This window comes from Vibrio sp. S457-15, from assembly GCF_000960545.1.
Classification (GTDB): Bacteria; Pseudomonadota; Gammaproteobacteria; order Enterobacterales; family Vibrionaceae; genus Vibrio; species Vibrio parahaemolyticus.
Map to the genome: position 1 here is coordinate 17,033 of NZ_JYOQ01000042.1, position 16,376 is coordinate 33,408.

Here is a 16,376-nt window from a genome sequence, read left to right on the forward strand (position 1 = left end):
ATGCAAGGATGGCTGGTGGTTCCCGTTTCGTTGGCGTACTTGGGAGCCCTATTTATAATCGCGTGGTACGGTGACATACAGAAGCGCTGGCTCGCCCGTTGGCGACCGTGGATTTATAGCCTCTCGATTGCGGTGTACTGTACCTCGTGGACCTTCTACGGCACGGTCGGACAGGCGAGCAGCAATCCTTGGTCTTTCTTGCCCATCTATATCGCGCCGATTTTGGTGTTTACCATCGGATGGCGGGTTCTGGCTCGACTCATTCTGATCGCGAAGCGCGAACACATCACTTCCATCGCTGATTTTATTGGTGCCCGTTACGGAAAATCGCAAGGTTTGGCGGTGGTCGTCACATTGATTGCGGTGGCGGGGATCTTACCTTATATCGCCTTGCAGCTGCGTGGCATCACCATGGGGTTGGAGATCATCGCCCCAGAATTGGCGACCGATTTTGGTTATCAGAATGACAGCGTGTCTTGGTTTGTCGTGGTGGCACTGGCCATTTTTACCATGTTGTTTGGTACTCGCCATATTGATAACACCGAGCATCACCGTGGGATGATGATGGCGATCGCGTTTGAATCCATCATCAAATTGCTGGCGTTTTTGGTGGTGGGGATTTTCATTGTCTGGTTGGCGATGAGCACGGAAAACTTGAGTCTGGTTGAAGTGGCTTCTGAAACCTACCAGTCGCCAAACATTCCAACCTTATTGATTCATACTGTGCTGACCATGTTGGCGATTGTCTGTTTGCCGCGTCAGTTCCACACCATGGTGGTGGAAAATGAACGTGCGCAAGACTTGCATGTCGCGCGTTGGTTGTTCCCGCTGTATCTGATTTTGATGGGCGTATTTGTGTTGCCAATCGCGTGGGTCGGGCAAGGGTTATTGAGCGGAACATCTGCCGATACTTACGTGATCAGTGTGCCGATGGCGGTGGGGGCAAGCGAGATTGCGTTACTGGCGTTTTTGGGCGGTACTTCGGCGGCGAGCGGTATGGTGATTGTTTCAACCATTGCTTTGGCGATCATGGTATCGAACGACTTAGTGATGCCGCTGATATTACGCCGAATGCGCTTGGCGCAGCGCAACCATCACCATTTCTCGGAGCTTTTGTTGCGTATTCGCCGCGCTCTAATTCTGATTTTGTTGATTGGTGCATGGGGATTTTATCAGGCCTTAGATAGTATCCACTCACTCTCTGCGATAGGTTTTCTCTCGTTTGCAGCCATTACCCAGTTTGCCCCTGCATTGATTGGCGGTATGTATTGGCGTCAGGGTAACAAGAAAGGCGTTTATGTTGGCCTCGCGGTCGGTTTTACGATTTGGTTGATTACCTTAATGAGCCAAACCGACATGTTAGCTGGTAATGCCAGCAACAACTTTTTGATTTGGTTAATCACGCCGCCAGAGGTGCTGTCGAGCTTCGACATTGCGATTTCGGATTGGGGCATGATCATGAGTGTGGTGGCGAACGCGGTGTGTTTTGTCGCGGTGTCTCTGGCGACGCGTCCAAGCCTAAGTGAGCGCTTACAGTCGGCGTCTTTTGTCGGAACACCGCTGCCTGAAAGCGAAAACATCAGCTTGTATCAAAGTCGTGTTACCGTGGCTGAGCTGGAAATGCTTGCCTCGCGCTTTGTTGGCCGCACTCGGGTGAAAGTGGCTTTCCAAGCCTATTGGAGCCAGCAGCGAGAGGAGTTGTTACCGAACCAACAAGCGCCGTCTTCGTTGATTCGTCACACTGAACGCGTATTGGCTGGGGTGTTTGGTGCCTCTTCCGCTAAGTTAGTACTCACTTCTGCGTTGCAAGGCAGGAATATGCAGCTTGAAGAAGTCGCAACCATTGTTGATGAAGCTTCCGAGCTGTACGACTTTAGCCGCGGGTTACTCCAAGGGGCGATAGAACATATCGGCCAAGGGATTGCGGTGGTCGACAAACAACTGCGGCTGGTGGCGTGGAACCAGCGTTACCTAGAGCTGTTTGTATTCCCGCCCGGATTGATTCAAGTCGGCCGACCGATTGCTGATGTGATTCGCCACAATGCTGAGCAAGGTTTGTGTGGCCCCGGCGATCCAGAAGACCACGTACGCCGCCGCGTGTATCACCTTGAACAAGGCACGCGACATACCTCTTCCCGTGTGCGTCCTGATGGACGAGTGATTGAAGTGCAGGGCAACCCGATGCCCGGCGGTGGTTTTGTAATGAGCTTTACGGACATCACCGTATTCCGCGATGCCGAGCAAGCGCTGAAAGACGCCAATGAAACGTTAGAAGAGCGAGTGCGCGCGCGCACCAGAGAGTTGGAGCAACTCAACAAACAGCTAGTGGCAGCGACGCAGCGTTCGGATTTGGAATCGAAATCGAAATCGCGTTTTTTAGCGGCCGTGAGTCATGACTTGATGCAGCCGCTCAATGCCGCCCGTTTGTTTGCGTCTTCACTTTCTGAAGTAGCCAAAGACAGCGAAACCCGCAAGTTGTCGGCACACATCGAAAGTGCGTTAGGCGCGGCAGAAGATTTGATCGGAGATTTGCTGGATATTTCGCGTTTGGAATCGGGTAAGTTGGAGGTCAATGTCCATGGCTTCGCGGTCAACGATGTTCTGGCGAACCTCAATGCGGAATTCAGCGCATTGGCCAAACAACAGGGGATCGAGTTCACTATGATCCCATCTTCTCTCATGGTGAAATCGGACCCTAAATTACTGCGCCGTGTGGTGCAGAATTTCCTCACCAATGCCTTTCGTTACAGTCCAAATGGAAAAGTTGCGCTGGGAGTGCGCCGAGTTCAAGGGCGTGTGCGCATTGATGTGTGGGATAACGGCATGGGCATCGAGGAAGAAAAACAGCAGGAGATCTTCGAAGAGTTTAATCGCGGAACGCAAGTACGCTCCGATCAAGGTTTGGGATTAGGCTTGGCGATTTCCAAAGGGATTGCGCAGGTGTTGGGGCACGAAATTTCAATGCGTTCGTGGTTTGGTAAAGGCAGCGTGTTCTCAATAACCTTGGATAAGGCTCATCACGTTCAGCCACACTCTGCGAAAGTCGAGACCAGTCCTCAATCTGAGTTGTGCCACTTGCGAATTTTGTGTGTCGATAACGAACCTGACATTTTGGTCGGAATGGAAAATCTGCTCTCTCGTTGGGGGTGTGACATACGGGTTGCGACGGATCTCGTCGAAAGCTTACAAGCGCTCGAAGGCGATTGGGTGCCAGACGTCATTTTCTCTGATTATCGATTGGATAACGGACGTACGGGGTTAGAAGTGTTGCAACAGTGTCGTTTGCGTCTAGGGAATCGTTTTGAAGGGGTGATCATCAGTGCTGACCGTACTGACGATATGATGGAAGGCATCAAAGCGAACGGTTTCAGCTTTATTGCCAAACCAGTTAAGCCGCTCAAATTACGCTCGGTGCTCAATCGAGTCGCGTAGCTTAGGTAAGTTGAACGCATGAGCCAGATAGTAAGAGACCTCCAATGAGAGGTCTCTTTGTATTCTGCGGATCTTCAAAGCGGTGCTTTACTCAGCCACGCCACCTTGAGTCAATTTGGCTGGATTAAGCAGCCTTTCAAGCGTTTCGCGGTCTAAATCCGTTTCCTCTTCGGCCACATCAATGATGGCTCGTCCTTGTTTGTAGGCTTTTTTCGCGACTTCTGCCGCTTTCAAATACCCGATCACCGGGTTTAGTGCGGTGACTAAAATCGGATTCTTGGCCAAAGCAATATCGAGGTTATCTTCTCGAACGTCAAAGGTCGCAATCGCCTTATCGGCAAGGGCGGTCGCACTGTTCGCAACGAGCTCAATGCTCTCCAAAATATTATGTGCAATCACGGGTAGCATAACATTCAACTGGAAGTTGCCAGACTGACCCGCGATGGTGATGGTTGCGTCGTTGCCAATCACTTGCGCTGACGCCATGGCTGCGGCTTCAGGAATAACCGGGTTTACTTTGCCCGGCATGATTGATGAACCCGGCTGTAAGCCTTGCAGTTCGATTTCACCCAAGCCAGCCAATGGGCCAGAGTTCATCCAGCGAAGATCGTTTGCGATCTTCATGATCGCAACTGCTGCTGTTTTGAGCTGTCCAGACAGTGCGACGATCGCATCCTGGCTGCTGAGGTTGAAGAAGAAATTGTCGCTTGAAGTAAAGGTGACTCGAGTGGACTGAGTGAGGTTGTCTGCAAACAGAGAGGCAAAACGCGGATCGGCGTTGATCCCTGTGCCAACGGCAGTGCCGCCTTGAGCAAGGGCTTTCACCATCGGCAGTGTTTGTTCAATGGCTTGTTTAGCGTGTTCAATCTGGAATTGCCAGCCGCCCAGCTCTTGCGCGAAAGTGATTGGCATGGCGTCCATCAAATGAGTTCGGCCTGTTTTTACCACACCTTGCAAAGCTTGCTTCTTGGTTTCTAGGCTTTGGCTAAGATGAGCCAGTGCAGGCAACAACTTGTGTTCAATAGCAAGTGCTGAGCTGACTTGAATCGCCGTCGGCACCACATCGTTACTGCTTTGACCCATGTTAACGTGGTCATTCGGATTGACGTTGCCGCCAAGCAATTCAGACGCGAGCGTGGCAATCACTTCATTGGCGTTCATGTTGGAGCTTGTCCCAGAACCGGTTTGGAACAGGTCGATAGGGAACTGATCGAGATGTTGCCCATCAATAATGGCTTGCGCAGCGTCTGCAATCGCATTAGCAATATCACCTTCTAGTAACCCTAGTTGTGCGTTGGTCAGTGCTGCCGTCTGTTTGATGTGGGCTAAAGCTTGGATGAAACTGCTTGGCATGGTGTGCTGGCTGAATGCGAAGTTATCGATAGCGCGCTGAGTTTGTGCTTGATACAAGGCATTCGCCGGGACTTTTACTTCGCCCATGCTGTCGGTTTCAATACGAAATTCGGTGGTCATAGTAGGGTTCCTTTCGTTTAATCAAGAGAAGTCTGAATGAGGCGTAATTGTTGTTGTAATTGGAGAAACTTTACGTCGCCATGTTCAAACTGATAGTAGTAACGTTTGAGGCAGAATAAGGGCGTGTGAACCGAATCAAGGCAGACTCGGCGAAATGTACGAGTGCGAGTTGGGTCTTGAATCGCTTCGAGAAGGTGGAAATACACTTGGCGCAAAAACAGTTCGCACAAGAGTAAGTTTTCGTCTTCTGCTTCATGCTCATAGCTGGATGACAACACCATACCCCAATGAATATAGTCATGAATGACGTCGGGCTCAAAGCCACTTGGCGCGGCAAGTTGGAAGCGATCTTGCGCTTTGAAGAAGGCGTTGAATATGTCCTTTCTGCGTTTCATATCTGCCTCAATTAATTAGATAATGATAATTATTATCAATTAAGAATGAATTAGCAACCCTCTATTTTCAGCAAGGCTAGATATAAAAAAGCCGACGCAGTCGCATCGGCAGAAATGGTTGGGTTTTCATCCCGCAGCAAAGCTTATCCGTTGTTTAGAAGGATAAGCAGCGTAATGTTACTCAGTAAACAAGGTTTCGTATTTCACAAATGCTGTTTGTGTTTCGCCGTAGTAAAGCGTGCCTTCGGCTTGGATAACGACTCGTAACCAGCTCTCTGCGGAGGTTGGCTTTGGCAGAGTGACGTACCAGTTTTGGCCAGCTTGATCGGCGCGTGTCATATCAATCGGCTGAGCGTTCTGTTGTTGGTCATCGACTACGGACAGCTTGACGCCTTCCAGCGGATAGGCAGCGTTGAGAGACAGTTCTAGGCTATCTTTTGTCAGTTTTTCAGAACGGAACTTAACTTTAAAATCGCCATTTTCCATGTCACATAGGCCACTGGTGTAACGGCAGTTGGACTTACTCGCGAGCTTGTAAGTTTCCCCTTCTTTAGCGGCATGAGGCTTTTCGCTCAGTGCCATATCGGTACCAAAGTAGGCAATGATAGAAAGGATGGGCGCGATTAACAGGGCGAGAATAAAGTGCTTGTTTTTGAACATCTTGGCTTCCTTGCAACGACATACTGCGAATATGGTAACTGAAAAGTGAGAATAAAAAAGCCCCGGACGGCAGGTTCCAAACGGGGCTTTTGTGGTTTTGGTTATATTTTAGTGATCCACTGCGCTACCAGCACCTACCGGTACGCGAACGTGTTCGACTAGGTCTTTCACTTCTTGTGGTGTTTCTGCTGTTACTTTCGATACAGCGAACGCAACGATGAAGTTGAATAAGGCACCAATCGCACCAAATGCGTTTGGCTCAATGCCTAGGAACCAGTTGCTGCCCCAGCTTTCTAGGTAAGTCCAATCTGCGATGAATAGGATACCTTTGTGTTGGAACACGTAGAACAGAGTGATACTGATACCTGCAATCATACCCGCGATAGCACCTTCTTTGTTGATGTTCTTACTGAAGATACCCATCATCAGAGCCGGGAAGATGGAGGACGCCGCCAGACCGAAGGCCAGTGCTACCGTACCTGCCGCGAAGCCCGGTGGATGCAGACCCAAGTAACCTGCGACTGCAATGGCCACCGCCATCGAGATTCGACTCGCAAGCAGCTCTTTCTTCTCTGAGATATTCGGGTTAATTACCCCTTTGATTAAGTCGTGGGAAATCGCGGACGAAATCGCCAGCAATAGACCCGCTGCGGTTGATAGTGCCGCCGCTAGACCACCCGCTGCGACCAGTGCGATAACCCAGTTAGGTAGTTTCGCGATCTCAGGGTTAGCCAGTACCATGATGTCGTTATCAACTTTCAGTTCGTTAGTTGCAGCATCTGATGTGTAGTTGATGTTGCCATCACCGTTCTTATCATCAAAGCCTAGCAGACCCGTTTTCTCCCAGTTTTTGAACCAAGTAGGACGTTCGTCATAAGCCAAGTGTTGGCCCGGCGCTGGGTTAACGGTATCCATTAGGTTTAGACGTGCCATTGCTGATACTGCTGGAGCCGTTGTGTATAGGATAGCGATGAACACAAGTGCCCAACCTGCAGAGGTACGTGCATCACGCACCTTCGGTACAGTGAAGAAACGGATGATTACGTGTGGCAGACCTGCAGTACCGATCATCAGTGACATGGTGTAAACGAACATGTTTAGCGTGTCACCGCGGACTTGAGTGGTGTATTCACTAAAGCCGAGCTCCGTCACCACTTGGTCGAGCCGATCCAACAGATAGACATCGGTGCCGGCCATGGTACTACCGAGCCCTATTTGTGGAATTGGATTGCCGGTAAGCTGCAGAGAGATAAAGATTGCAGGAATAGTGTAAGCCAAAATGAGTACGCAATACTGAGCAATCTGCGTGTAAGTGATGCCTTTCATTCCACCAAGAACGGCGTACATGAATACGATACACATACCAATCAGTAGACCGGTTGAGTAATCCACCTCAAGGAAGCGACCAAACGCAACGCCAACGCCTTTCATCTGACCGATAACGTAAGTGACCGACGCGATGATCAGACACACTACGGCTACGATACGCGCTGTCTTGGAGTAGAAACGCTCGCCGACAAACTCAGGCACGGTAAATTTACCGAACTTACGTAGGTAAGGGGCAAGCAACAGTGCAAGCAGCACGTAACCACCAGTCCAGCCCATTAGGAATACGCTGCCGCCGTAACCCATAAAGGCAATCAGACCCGCCATCGAGATAAACGATGCCGCAGACATCCAGTCTGCTGCGGTTGCCATGCCGTTAGCGATAGGGTTTACACCACCGCCCGCGACGTAGAACTCTTTGGTTGATCCAGCGCGTGCCCAAATCGCAATACCGATGTAGAGGACAAACGTCGCACCAACAACCAGATAAGTGATAGTTTTCAAATCCATCTGAGTGACTCCTTACTCATCCACGCCGAATTCACGGTCGATTTGGCGCATTCTCCACGCGTAGTAGAAAATAATACCTAGGAAGGCATAGATGGAGCCCTGTTGAGCAAACCAGAAACCAAGTTTGTATCCACCTAATTGAAATTGATTAAGTACGTCGACAAATAAAATGCCGCAGCCGAAAGACACGACGAACCAGATGACCATTAGACCGATCATGAGCTTCACGTTTTTGTCCCAATAGGCTTTGGCTCTTTCTTCGCTTTCAAATGCCATTGCCGTCTCCTTACGATTGGTATTGTTGTTAAAAAAATGTTTCACAATGTACATTAGCAAGGTGTTGGCAATAACTCTTTTCAACTTTAGTCGGGGCGTAAAAAAGGAAAAACGACCGAATAATGGGCGTTTATGGCGAAATCGATAAGATTTGATGATGTTAAAAAGGTGTTAAATTAGCCTAAGGTCTAATGATTTGATGCATAAAATTTTCAATATGTTGCATTGGTTAATCTTTTCTTCATTGATTTCACCGAATCTATACCTAGATTCAACCTTCTCAAGTGATTTGTTTACATAAAGTTTTCGTACCGGAGCACGGTTTTAAGGCACAATAAAGCCTGTGCTTAACTCATCACGCTTACATCTTAAAGTTGAGGTGATTTAGGAACTTATATGCTTACTCGTTGAGATTGTTTGTAGCTTTTCATTTAGGGAGGGTGAGAATGGACGCCGACACCATTAACAGCTTTTTTCTGATTGGTGCATTACTTATTGCACTGAGCGTTCTTTTAAGCCCCGTGTCCTCAAAATTGGGGATTCCAATCCTTCTCGTATTTCTTGCGGTAGGTATGTTGGCTGGGGAAGATGGCCTTGGCGGAATCTTATTTGATAATTATTCCATCGCTTATTTAGTCAGTAACTTAGCGCTCGCCATCATTCTTTTGGATGGCGGGATGCGAACGCGAGTCGCCAGTTTTCGGGTCGCCTTGTGGCCTTCGGTGTCGTTGGCAACTATAGGCGTAGCCATCACGACATTGTTAACTGGATTGATGGCGACCTGGCTGTTCGATTTGGATTTATTGCAAGGTATCTTAGTTGGCGCGATTGTCGGTTCAACGGATGCGGCCGCGGTCTTCTCTTTATTGAAAGGGCGCAGTCTGAACGAACGTGTTGGCTCGACGTTAGAAATTGAATCGGGCACCAACGACCCAATGGCGGTGTTCTTGACCGTTACGTTAATTGCGATTCTTTCTAGTACGGGAACGGAGTTAAGCGCCGGCTTTTTAGCGCTCAGTTTTGTTAAGCAGTTTGGTATCGGTGCGCTTCTTGGTTTTGCTGGTGGCTGGGTCTTGTGGAAAGTCATCAATCGCAATCAACTGCCGGATGGCTTGTACTCGATTTTGACCGTCAGCGGCGGCTTGATCATTTTCGCGTTGTCGAACTCGTTAGGCGGCAGCGGTATTTTGTCGATTTACCTCGTGGGTTTATTGCTGGGTAACCGTCCAACGCGCAGCCGTCATTCGATTCTGCATGTGTTAGATGGTATGACGTGGCTAGCGCAAATTGGCATGTTCCTCGTGCTTGGTTTGTTGGTTACGCCGTCGAACTTGCTGAGTATTGCGGTGCCAGGCTTGGCGCTTGCGTTTGGTATGATTTTGTTTGCCCGTCCTATTTCCGTGTGGATTGGACTGCTGCCATTTAAGAGCTTCACGCCACGTGAGAAGTGGTTTGTCTCTTGGGTTGGTTTGCGCGGTGCGGTGCCAATCATTCTTGCGGTATTCCCTATGATGGCTGGTTTGCCAGACGCGCAGCTGTACTTCAACTTGGCCTTCTTCGTGGTGATGGTATCGCTGATCGTTCAGGGCGGTACGCTGACCAAAGCGATGTCGCTTGCCAAGGTTGAGTTGCCACCAAAGCCCGAGCCAATCTCTCGCACTGGTGTGGAGATTTACCCAACCAGTGAGTGGGAACTGTTTATTTACCGATTGAAAGCGGATAAATGGTGCATTGGCGAACCGCTGCGTAGTTTGTCGATGCCTGAAGGCACGCGCATTGCGGCTGTTTTCCGTAACCAAGAACTGCTTCACCCATCGGGCAGTACCAGGTTGGAAGAAGACGATACCCTATGTGTATTGGCTCAAGAGAAAGACTTAGCTGCATTGAGCTTGTTGTTCAGTGAAGCGCCGGAGAAAGCCTCTCTGACTCGTTTCTTTGGTGATTTCTTCTTAGATATTGAAGTGAAGCTGGCCGACGTGGCGATGATGTACGGTTTGAATTTGGGCGATGAACTGCAAGATAAAACCTTGAGCAATATTGTTGAAGAACAACTGGGTAGCACGCCTGTTTTGGGCGACCAGTTTGAATGGCAAGGATTGCAATGGGTAATCGCGGACGTGGTGGATCACCAAGTGACTAAGGTTGGTTTACGTTTACCCAATGAAGAAGAGGAAGGGGAAGAGGAGGACTAAGTCCTAATCATTCATTTCCGTTAACATGATGACGGCTTGCGTGCGGTTCTTCACGCCGAGCTTGCGGAAAATCGCCGTCATATGTGCTTTGATGGTGGCTTCTGATACATTCAACTCGTAAGCGATTTGTTTGTTCAGCAAGCCATCAGACAACATCCCCAACACTTTGTATTGCTGTGGTGTTAGCGCGGCAATCTTCTCTGCTAAATCATTACACGCTGCGTTATTGGTGATCAGCCCTTCAGGGAAGTACGGGTCGCCATTGAGCACTTGGTTGAGTGCATTGACCAGCTCACGCATATCACTCGATTTCGGAATAAAGCCAAACGCACCATGGCTCTTCACTTGACTCACCACCGTTGGCTCTTCGCTGGCGGATACCACGACGATAGGCAAATCTGGGTATTCCGCTCTTAAGTGGATAAGCCCTGACATTCCATTAGCCCCAGGCATTTTGAGATCCAACAGCACCAAATCCGGCTCTTCCTCTTTGGAGAGTAATGCAAGCAGGGCATCAAGAGAGTCTGCTTCAAGCAGATTGGCACCACTGACAGCCATGTGTACCGATTGGAACAATGCATTACGGAAGAGAGGGTGATCATCGGCGATGATGATGGTGTAGGTCGAATCCATGACGTTAAACACTTTTGACTATTTCGTTAAATGAATTATTGTCCAGCTTTGAGAAGGTGGACAATATTTATTCGCTAAAAGTCTGAACCAAATCGACTTTTATTAGGAAAATTGCATATAGCCGCATTTTTCTCATTCAAATTTGTGCAACAAAAAACGCCAACGAAAATCGCTGGCGTTTGAATGATGTGATATCAGAATCGATTGATGTGCTCTAAGAAAGGCTCGGCTTGCATAAAGCCAGTTAAACGAGCGTTTGAAACGTGTTCGCCTTTCGCATCCCAGAATTCGATGGTCGGCAAACCCAGCACGTTCATGTGTTTGAGTAGCTCAATATCTTGCACTTGGTTTTTGGTGACATCCGCTTGCAGCAACACGAAGTCTTGCAGCTTGGCTTCGACTTTTGGATCGTGGAAGGTGTACTTCTCAAACTCTTTACACGCTACACACCAGTCGGCGTAGAAGTCGAGCATGACTGGTTTACCTGCTGCTTTTGCCAGTGCCAGTTGCTCTTCAAGGTCGGCCACATTAGCAATGGGAGTAAAGCTAACCGTTGTTTGTTGTGCTTGGGTTTCGTGATTGCCAAACCAATAATTCAGTGCTGGTTGCGCGGAGGCGAACAAACCGAGGACGGCAATAATGCCAATTGCGCTTTGCTTCCAGCCACCAAACTCCAAGCTGTTTTTGATGTGATACAACCAACCAAATGCCGCGATACCGAGCGCAGACCACAACGCCGTCGACCACATTTCTGGCAAGATACGCTCAAGCAAGAAGATTGGTGCTGCCAGCAGAATGAAACCAAATAGTGTCTTCACTCGGTCCATCCAACCGCCGGCTTTTGGCAGCAGTTTGTTGCCAAATACCGCCACGAGAATCAGCGGAATACCCATACCCATCGCCAGTGCGTAAAGCGCAATACCACCAGTCAGCAAGTCACCACTTTGTGCAACGTAGAGTAGTGCGCCCGACAGAGGTGCTGTGGTACACGGTGAGCACACCAGACCTGAGATCGCGCCCATCGCGAATACACCTGCGCTGCTGCCGCCTTGCTGTTTGTTGCTCAGGTTGTTTAGCCACGTTTGTACACTGCTTGGCAATTGCAGGGTGTACACACCAAACATGGAGAGTGCCAACGTGACGAATAAGATACTCAAACCAATCAACACATATGGGTGTTGCATCGCCGCTTGGAACTGCATGCCTGCTGATGCCACCACTAAGCCGAGAAGAGTGTAAGTCAGCGCCATGCCTTGTACGTAAACTAGGGATAAACCCAGAGCGCGGCGTTGGCTGAGTTTCCCGCGGCCAAGTACGATGCTGGTCAAAATTGGGTACATTGGCAGAACACATGGCGTAAACGCTAAGCCTACACCAAGAGCTAAAAACAGCAGCGGAGTCCACCAATTGTCAGCAAGGTTCGCCGCGAGGCTATCTTGCTCAGTGACTGGTGCTGGAGCGTTGTTTGATGACACTGACGTGCTCACCGTTGGTGATGTCGCGCTTGTTTGGTTGTTGTTTGCTGTCGATTGAGTTGGTTTTGTTGCGACTGCAGAATCAGCAATGGAAGCCGTAAAAGCGTCAATGGGAATGATGCGAGTTTCTGGCGGGTAGCAGAATCCAGCCTTCGCACAGCCTTGATATTGCACGATCACGCGTGCGCCTTCTTGCCACTCATCAAGCGGTACATTCACAAATAAAGGCGTGGTGTAGATATGCACATCACCGAAAAATTCATCTTTATGTGGCGTGCCGTTTTCCATTTGCAGTTCGCCAAGAGAGATGTTTTCACCAGACACAGACAAGCGCTCTTGATACAGATAGTAGCCGTCACGTACCTGCCAATCGAGCATCAATTTGTCGTCTTGTTGGTAGAAGTTAAATGGGAACGCTTGGTCGACCGGAACAAAGCTGTCGTTGCTGCTACCAAAGCTGTTATTCTGGCTATTGTTAAACTGGTCTTTGCCAAATAAAGCTAAAGACGGAGTGGAAAAGGTAATGAGCCCTAAGAGTAAAACGGAAAGTAATGCGCGCATAAAATGTTCAATTCATCTTAGATAATTGCCGTTAGTGTAACTCAATCAGACCCGCAGGCGAGTTAATAAGTTTCATCCAAGTGAAGATTTGTTAAGCAATACTCAAGGCGCAGAAAAGAAAAAAGGGAGCCGAAGCTCCCCGAGTAAGACTCTGTTTCTACTAGATCAGTAGACCACCGAATGCGAAGCCAAGTGCTACTGCTGATGCGATGGTGACCACGCCTGGAACGAAGAACGGGTGGTTAAATACGTACTTACCGATACGAGTTGAACCCGTGTCATCCATCTCAACCGCAGCTAGTAGCGTTGGGTAAGTTGGTAGTACGAATAGCGCACTTACTGCTGCGAAAGACGCAACGGCTGTTAGTGGCGCTACACCGATTGCAAGTGCTGCAGGCATAAGCGCAACGGTAGTTGCACCTTGAGAGTAAAGCAGCATAGACGCGAAGAATAGAACAAGTGCTAGCATCCATGGGTAGTCAGCTAGTAGTGCACCAGCCACTTCTTTGATGCCATCAACGTGCGCGTTAACGAACGTAGAACCTAGCCATGCCACACCAAGAACACACACACACGCTGTCATACCAGAACGGAATGTCGCTGCTGCTGGGATTTTGCCAGCATCAATTTTACAGCTCATTACGATCGCCGCGGCTGCTGCCAGCATTACCGTCATGATTGCTTCGTTACGCCCCAGTGCTGGGTTCTCGATTAGACCCACTGAACCAGAGATAGCCGCTGCGTAGCATACGACGAAAGCGATAGCGCCAAGGAAGATGAACGTCGCTTTTTTCGCAGTTGGTAGGATTTCGCGTTTTGCTTCTGTGTTTAGCTTGATTAGGCCTTTCTCTAGACGCTCTTGGTATTCAGGATCGTCTTTTAGCTCACAGCCCATGAAGTTCGCAACGAATGCACCGATCATACAAGCGATGAACGTGGTTGGAATACAGATCGCAAGTAGCGTTAGGTAATCCACACCAAACGGATGCAACATTGCAGCAAACGCCACAACTGCCGCTGAAATTGGCGACGCTGTGATAGCGATTTGCGATGCCACAACCGCGATAGACAGTGGACGAGAAGGACGAACGCCTTGGCCTTTCGCTACTTCTGCAATAACCGGTAGCGTAGAGAATGCTGTGTGACCTGTACCCGCCATTAGTGTCATTAGGAATGTCACGATTGGCGCATAAAAGGTGATGCGCTCAGGGTGTTTACGCAAAAAGTCTTCCGCAACTTGTACCATCCAATCCAAACCACCAGCCACTTGCATTGCTGCGATAGCCGTGATTACAGACATGATGATCAAAATTACGTCAACAGGAATGTACGCTTGGCTTGTCGGGACACCCAAGATCAAAGACAACGCAATGACCCCAGCACCACCGGCGAAACCAATGCCGATACCGCCGATTCTTGCCCCCAAATAGATGAAGAGCAGAACCACGAAGAGTTCGACCATGACCATATTGATACCTCTTTAGTTTTTTATTTGATTCTGATTTTTTGAACACTCAGGAACAGGAGTAAATGTTCAGAGAATCAGAACCCAGCGGCCTACGGCAATAAAAGCTTATTAAAAATGTGGTTACCGTGAAAAAGCCTAAAAAAGGGGCCTGGATGGCCCCCCTTAGCTTCAATGCTTACTCGTAGCGTTTCGCTTTGTAAGTAGGATGCATGAAGTTTTCAACTGTTAAGATTTCATCAAGTTCTTCTGCAGTTAGCAGGCCGCGCTCAAGCACGACTTCACGAACACTCTTACCAGTTTCTGCACAAATCTTACCGACAATGTCACCTTCGTGGTGGCCAATGTATGGGTTTAGGTAAGTTACGATACCGATTGAGTTGTAAACGTAGTTCTCACAGATTTCTTTGTTTACAGTGATGCCGTCGATACATTTATCACGTAGGTTCACACACGCATTGTGTAGTAGAGAGATAGACTCAAACATGCTTTGTGCGATAACTGGTTCCATTACGTTTAGCTGTAGCTGACCGCCTTCTGCTGCGAAAGAAACCGTGTTGTCGTTACCTAGAACTTTGAAACAAACTTGGTTTACTACTTCTGGGATAACTGGGTTTACTTTCGCTGGCATGATTGAAGAACCTGCTTGCATTTCAGGTAGGTTCAACTCGTTTAGACCCGCGCGAGGACCAGAAGAAAGTAGACGAAGGTCGTTACAGATCTTCGATAGTTTCACTGCTAGACGTTTTAGCGCGCCGTGAGTCATTACGTATGCACCACAGTCAGAAGTCGCTTCGATTAGGTCTTCTGCAGGCACAACGTCAAGGCCAGTTACTTCTGCTAGGTGTTTCACTGCTAGAGCTTGGTAACCAGTTGGAGTGTTAAGACCAGTACCGATTGCGGTTGCACCTAGGTTGATTTCTAGTAGGAGTTTAGATGTGTAATCTAGAGCACGAATCTCTTCGTTTAGCGTTACAGCCCAAGCGTGGAACTCTTGACCAACAGTCATTGGTACTGCGTCTTGAAGCTGAGTACGACCCATCTTCAATACGTCTTTGAATTCAGTTGCTTTAAGATCGAATGCGCCTTTTAGGTATTCAATCGCTTCCATTAGTTTGTGTACGCTGTTGTAAACCGCGATACGGAAACCAGTTGGGTACGCACAGTTAGTAGATTGGCTCTTGTTAACGTGGTCGTTCGGGTTGATGAACTCGTATTGGCCTTTTTCTTTGCCCATCAGTTCAAGTGCAACGTTCGCGATAACTTCGTTAGTGTTCATGTTAACGGAAGTACCCGCGCCGCCTTGGAATACGTCTGAAGGGAACTGATCCATACACTTGCCTGTTTCTAGGATCAAATCACACGCTTCTAGGATGTAGTTAGCAACTTCTTTAGGAATGGCGCCAAGTTCTTTGTTCGCCAACGCCGCTGCTTTCTTCGTCATCACCATGCCGCGTACGAACTCAGGTACGTCAGAAATAGTTACGTTAGAGATGTTGAAGTTTTCGATCGCACGTAGGGTATGAATGCCGTAGTACGCATCAGCAGGGACATGACGTTGACCTAATAGATCTTCTTCAATACGAGTGGCTTGGTTTGCTGTTTTTGGAGCATCAGATAGGGTAGCCATAGCAGGATCCTTAGATGATAATTCTGATAATAAAGTTATTTATTAGCCATTTCTGCAATCTAGAATCCATTCATCAGAATTTTTGGCTGGAAAATCCGTCCTGACTTATGTGGCACATCATACTGCACCTAGCGCATAAAAATAGTAACTAGATCACCTTTTTCGCTTTTCATGAGTCAATAATTTGCAAAGTATGAACGGGTTATTAATAACCCTTTGTGGGTATTCAATTTTCCTCGACAAACATGGTTTTTTAGAGTTCGAAATTGGCACTTTTCAAGCACGAAAAAATCGGTATGCGCACAAATGCAACGCATAAATGTATAGCGTGTTTTCGCAAAGTTTGCC

Annotated in this window: 11 protein-coding genes; 2 read left to right on the top strand and 9 right to left on the bottom strand. The window is 48.5% G+C overall.

The window, feature by feature from the left end; genetic code table 11:
* On the top strand, positions 1-3,432 hold the full coding sequence (locus tag UF05_RS05520; protein ID WP_045545927.1) for a hybrid sensor histidine kinase/response regulator: 3,432 nt from the start codon (positions 1-3) through the stop codon (positions 3,430-3,432).
* Between the two features lie 87 nt (positions 3,433-3,519).
* Here the strand turns inward: UF05_RS05520 and UF05_RS05525 are convergent, their stop codons facing one another.
* The 5 genes from UF05_RS05525 to UF05_RS05545 all read right to left on the bottom strand — a co-directional run bounded on the left by UF05_RS05525 (position 3,520) and on the right by UF05_RS05545 (position 8,072).
* Positions 3,520-4,905, bottom strand: coding sequence for a class II fumarate hydratase (locus UF05_RS05525; protein WP_045545928.1), 1,386 nt, complete (start codon positions 4,903-4,905; stop codon positions 3,520-3,522).
* Between the two features lie 17 nt (positions 4,906-4,922).
* Positions 4,923-5,300 (bottom strand): hypothetical protein, encoded by a 378-nt coding sequence (locus UF05_RS05530; RefSeq protein ID WP_005458016.1) that lies wholly within the window; start codon positions 5,298-5,300, stop codon positions 4,923-4,925.
* A gap of 177 nt (positions 5,301-5,477) precedes the next feature.
* A complete protein-coding gene (locus tag UF05_RS05535) occupies positions 5,478-5,960 on the bottom strand; it encodes a hypothetical protein (protein ID WP_025579100.1) in 483 nt (160 codons plus the stop codon).
* Between the two features lie 108 nt (positions 5,961-6,068).
* On the bottom strand, positions 6,069-7,796 hold the full coding sequence (locus UF05_RS05540; RefSeq protein WP_005458020.1) for a sodium:solute symporter family protein: 1,728 nt from the start codon (positions 7,794-7,796) through the stop codon (positions 6,069-6,071).
* 12 nt (positions 7,797-7,808) lie between these two features.
* Entirely contained in the window at positions 7,809-8,072 is a 264-nt protein-coding gene (locus tag UF05_RS05545; RefSeq protein WP_005458022.1) for a DUF4212 domain-containing protein, read from the bottom strand.
* Positions 8,073-8,518: 446 nt separating this feature from the next.
* Between UF05_RS05545 and UF05_RS05550 the strand changes: the two genes are divergently transcribed.
* Positions 8,519-10,264, top strand: a complete 1,746-nt coding sequence (locus tag UF05_RS05550; RefSeq protein ID WP_015297432.1) for a potassium/proton antiporter — start codon at positions 8,519-8,521, stop codon at positions 10,262-10,264.
* Between the two features lie 3 nt (positions 10,265-10,267).
* Here UF05_RS05550 and UF05_RS05555 read toward each other — a convergent pair whose 3' ends face one another.
* The 4 genes from UF05_RS05555 to aspA all read right to left on the bottom strand — a co-directional run bounded on the left by UF05_RS05555 (position 10,268) and on the right by aspA (position 16,028).
* Positions 10,268-10,897: a response regulator transcription factor gene (locus UF05_RS05555; protein ID WP_017449376.1), complete on the bottom strand. Its 630-nt coding sequence runs from the start codon at positions 10,895-10,897 to the stop codon at positions 10,268-10,270.
* A 194-nt stretch (positions 10,898-11,091) separates the two neighbouring features.
* Entirely contained in the window at positions 11,092-12,933 is a 1,842-nt protein-coding gene (locus UF05_RS05560; RefSeq protein ID WP_045545929.1) for a protein-disulfide reductase DsbD, read from the bottom strand.
* Positions 12,934-13,093: 160 nt separating this feature from the next.
* The gene (locus UF05_RS05565) at positions 13,094-14,401 is read right to left on the bottom strand and encodes an anaerobic C4-dicarboxylate transporter (protein ID WP_005457503.1); all 1,308 of its coding nucleotides are present in this window, start codon (positions 14,399-14,401) and stop codon (positions 13,094-13,096) included.
* Between the two features lie 175 nt (positions 14,402-14,576).
* Entirely contained in the window at positions 14,577-16,028 is a 1,452-nt protein-coding gene (aspA, locus tag UF05_RS05570) for an aspartate ammonia-lyase (protein ID WP_005460458.1), read from the bottom strand.
* Positions 16,029-16,376: the final 348 nt, after the last annotated feature.

Excerpts from the sequence above, each read along its gene's own strand:
- UF05_RS05520 (WP_045545927.1), top strand. The coding sequence starts at position 1 with ATGCAAGGATGGCTGGTGGTTCCCGTTTCGTTGGCGTACTTGGGAGCC.
- UF05_RS05525 (WP_045545928.1), bottom strand. The coding sequence starts at position 4,905 with ATGACCACCGAATTTCGTATTGAAACCGACAGCATGGGCGAAGTAAAA.
- UF05_RS05530 (WP_005458016.1), bottom strand. The coding sequence starts at position 5,300 with ATGAAACGCAGAAAGGACATATTCAACGCCTTCTTCAAAGCGCAAGAT.
- UF05_RS05535 (WP_025579100.1), bottom strand. The coding sequence starts at position 5,960 with ATGTTCAAAAACAAGCACTTTATTCTCGCCCTGTTAATCGCGCCCATC.
- UF05_RS05540 (WP_005458020.1), bottom strand. The coding sequence starts at position 7,796 with ATGGATTTGAAAACTATCACTTATCTGGTTGTTGGTGCGACGTTTGTC.
- UF05_RS05545 (WP_005458022.1), bottom strand. The coding sequence starts at position 8,072 with ATGGCATTTGAAAGCGAAGAAAGAGCCAAAGCCTATTGGGACAAAAAC.
- UF05_RS05550 (WP_015297432.1), top strand. The coding sequence starts at position 8,519 with ATGGACGCCGACACCATTAACAGCTTTTTTCTGATTGGTGCATTACTT.
- UF05_RS05555 (WP_017449376.1), bottom strand. The coding sequence starts at position 10,897 with ATGGATTCGACCTACACCATCATCATCGCCGATGATCACCCTCTCTTC.
- UF05_RS05560 (WP_045545929.1), bottom strand. The coding sequence starts at position 12,933 with ATGCGCGCATTACTTTCCGTTTTACTCTTAGGGCTCATTACCTTTTCC.
- UF05_RS05565 (WP_005457503.1), bottom strand. The coding sequence starts at position 14,401 with ATGGTCATGGTCGAACTCTTCGTGGTTCTGCTCTTCATCTATTTGGGG.
- aspA (WP_005460458.1), bottom strand. The coding sequence starts at position 16,028 with ATGGCTACCCTATCTGATGCTCCAAAAACAGCAAACCAAGCCACTCGT.